Below are 2,914 nucleotides of genomic sequence, written 5' to 3'. Positions count from 1 at the left end.
GGTCCCATATGCGCTATTTGTCGCAAATATTCGAGCTGTCTGTGACCACCTTTGAAATCTGGATAAATCACGCCTGCTAAAGAAAATTCCGCATTTGCAACAGCAGGCAATTGAAGAGCAGCCTTTCGTCCCAATCGCCCTTGCTCCACCCATGGAACCCCATAAGACATATCAAGTGTTTGATAAGCTGCTGTTTCAATCGAAAAAATAAAACCACCCAAAGCTAACATCATGGTATTTAATCCGAAAGGCTAGAGGCTATGGCTAAACGTTGCTGTTTTGCATAGCTTTCAAGTGCTTGATTGACAGCGTCTCTGATTTCGTCCTTGAGACCATTTGGTACTGAAATATTTAGATTTGTAATGGTTACACGGGCGTCTACTTCAACGGGTTTATGAACCGTAATGGGCTTTGGAGTTTTAAAGGCACCCACTTTATTTGTTGCCTGCATTTGTCCTGTTTCAATGACACTTGTATTAAAACCACTCTTGCGTTTTTCAGGTGGGGTGTTTGTAACCACTCCTGTACCCAGCATTTTTTTTGCCCGTGCATTGGTCTCATTGGTAAAGGTTTTAATCGTCTCCGTTGAAGTCTTATTGATTGAGACATTAAACCCTAACTTTTCTTTCATCCAATTAGGCATCCAGCTGGTTAATTTGCTTATCATGCCACTAAACCAATCAGACAGAGCACTCCATTGGCTTTTGATACCGTCCCATAAGCTACCAATGAGATTGGCACCAGCTTCCATTAAATCAACGCCAAGCAACCATTTAATGAGTTCATTGATTCCTTTTGCTATCCAAGTGAGTGGTGAAAAGTTTTTAAAGAGCGTAAAGAGGTTATTGAAAATGTTACTGCATAAGCTGTAAAAAGAATCCCATAGTTTTCCTAAGAAGCTTACTACCGTATCCCAATTTTTGTAGAGCAAATATCCAGCTCCAACAAGCGCAGCAATACCGCCAATGATCCAGCCGATAGGAGTGGTCATGATTGCGATACCAAGCGATATAAAAGCAGAACCAACGGCAGTTATTGCTGGAATGAGTGAAGCTATAAGAACTACTCCAACTGCGGCTAAAGATGCGGCTACCCAGCCATTGAGTTTATCCCAATATTTATAGACTACAACAAGAGCTGCGATGCCGCCAATTAGCCAACCAATAGGTGTCGTCATTATAGTATAGCCAAGTGTGACAAACGCTGCTCCTACTGCGGCTAATGCGGCAATGAGTGGACCAAAAATGAACGAACCAAGTGCTACAAGACCTACCTTAAAGAGGGATATTTCACCAACCAAAGGCTCCATCCATTGAAACCAGCCTTTAATTCTCTCTGTAAGATCACTGATGCCTCTTCTCAAATCGGAGGTAGGATTAAGCAAATCATTAAAGACTTTTTTTACGCTTTTAGCCCAGCTCGCAACGGTTGTTTGAATGAGGTCGCGGTTTTCATCAATCAGGCGAGAAAAACCGTCAATCATATCATTGATCACGGGCATGAAACGCGCGCCAATAAAGCTCGCGATACCGCCTATTTTTTTCTTAAAGGCTCCCATTTTGTCACTTAAGTCCGCTGCATAGCGTGCGACATCAGCACCTATCAGCCATTTTCCTTTCCGCGCCTTTGCAAACAGCTCTTTAATGGGTGCCATTCCTTGCGCAAGCATGGCGGCCATTTCCTTGCCATCCCCACCAAACAGTAGAGCAGCAATATGCTGTCTTTGTGCTTGATTTTTCATCTTACTCATCTTGTCGGTAATTTCTTCCAACAAAGCCGAATTTGATTTGAGTTTTCCAGAGGCATCTTTTACCGAAATACCAAGTGCCTCAAAGCCCATAATGCCTCTTTTTTGTCCAGCATATGCTTGCGCAGAACGCCTATTTAAAGTTGCTAGAGATTGTTGAAAAAGTTCAGCAGAATATCCTGAATTATCGGCTGCATCGCCCCATAATTGAAGCGATGCAACACTCATCCCCAAATGTCGTGATGCGTGGTGAAGACTATCCCCCAGATGCATGGTTTTCATGGTGAGGGCGGTTACACTTGCCACAAGTCCACCACCAGCAAGCCCTAAAGCACCAGTAAAGACCGAAGCACGGCTTGCCGCCACTCCAAGAGCACTTTGAACACCTTTCAAACTTGACGTCATGTTTTTGACAGCAGCAGAAAAGCGCGGAATATTCAATCTCAGTGAGAGTGTTTTTGACAATGTATCGAATTTTTTTTGAAGATGTTTGAGAGGTGCGGTGAGTTTGTCTTCAAGAGATAATCTCACCTTTGCATCAGCAACTTTTTCACTCATTTTGTCTTATACCTTTCTGCTGCTTGATTTCGCCAAAAGACCAATTCTTCCAGTTCCATTTCCATCATGTCTGAAAGTGGCCAATGAAAAACAATGGCAATATCGGCTATGAGTTTCGCGGCAGTTTCGCAGTCTTGGAAGCCCGCCGACTTGAAAAAAAATCTATAATCTCACGAATATCTTCCATGTCATAAGGATCAATTTCCTCAACGGCATCTATGGGCCAGCCAGAAAGGCGTGAAGTAATGAATTCTAACTGATCAGCATCATCTTCCTTAAAGGTCGCTTTTAAGTCTTTATATTTCGGACGCCGTAAGTTGATTTCGGTATGTTCTTTTCCTTCAAAGGTAATCGGTACAAGTAATTTATGTGTAATGCTTGTTTGTACTGTCATTTTTATAATCCTAAGTTTTCTCTATGACCTGCTAAATCATCAACGCCATTAAATTTTCTCACCAAGTTGAGGGCGTCTATCTCAACAATTTCAACGTCCTTCTGGACATATTTGAAATACTGTAATGTGAATGTAGCCGTGGATGTTGCTTTGCTCCCCGGTTGCCATTCTGCCATTTCAAAGCCTTTGCATAGTCCTCTCATGGTAATGACAAC

Annotated in this window: 5 protein-coding genes; all 5 read right to left on the bottom strand. The window is 42.5% G+C overall.

Annotated elements, in window-relative coordinates; all coding sequences use genetic code 11:
• The coding region (locus ACFIKR_RS09130) for a phage tail protein (RefSeq protein WP_375659622.1) at positions 1 to 233 on the bottom strand (233 nt) is incomplete at its 3' end.
• A gap of 5 nt (positions 234 to 238) precedes the next feature.
• Positions 239 to 2,305: a phage tail tape measure protein gene (locus ACFIKR_RS09125; RefSeq protein WP_375659621.1), complete on the bottom strand. Its 2,067-nt coding sequence runs from the start codon at positions 2,303 to 2,305 to the stop codon at positions 239 to 241.
• The gene (locus ACFIKR_RS09120; RefSeq protein WP_244395846.1) at positions 2,302 to 2,364 is read right to left on the bottom strand and encodes a GpE family phage tail protein; all 63 of its coding nucleotides are present in this window, start codon (positions 2,362 to 2,364) and stop codon (positions 2,302 to 2,304) included. Before ACFIKR_RS09120 ends, ACFIKR_RS09125 begins: the two co-directional genes overlap by 4 nt.
• Before the next feature lie 47 nt (positions 2,365 to 2,411).
• Entirely contained in the window at positions 2,412 to 2,699 is a 288-nt protein-coding gene (locus ACFIKR_RS09115) for a phage tail assembly protein (RefSeq protein WP_015857123.1), read from the bottom strand.
• A gap of 2 nt (positions 2,700 to 2,701) precedes the next feature.
• The coding region (locus ACFIKR_RS09110) for a phage major tail tube protein (RefSeq protein WP_375659620.1) at positions 2,702 to 2,914 on the bottom strand (213 nt) is incomplete at its 5' end.

The sequence above is a fragment of the Bartonella sp. MR30HLJHH genome (assembly GCF_042194195.1).
GTDB lineage: Bacteria > Pseudomonadota > Alphaproteobacteria > Rhizobiales > Rhizobiaceae > Bartonella > Bartonella grahamii.
This window is presented reverse-complemented; position numbering and strand designations above follow the sequence as displayed.

Coding starts and splice junctions, on each gene's coding strand:
- ACFIKR_RS09125 (WP_375659621.1), bottom strand. CDS start 2,305: ATGAGTGAAAAAGTTGCTGATGCAAAGGTGAGATTATCTCTTGAAGAC.
- ACFIKR_RS09115 (WP_015857123.1), bottom strand. CDS start 2,699: ATGACAGTACAAACAAGCATTACACATAAATTACTTGTACCGATTACC.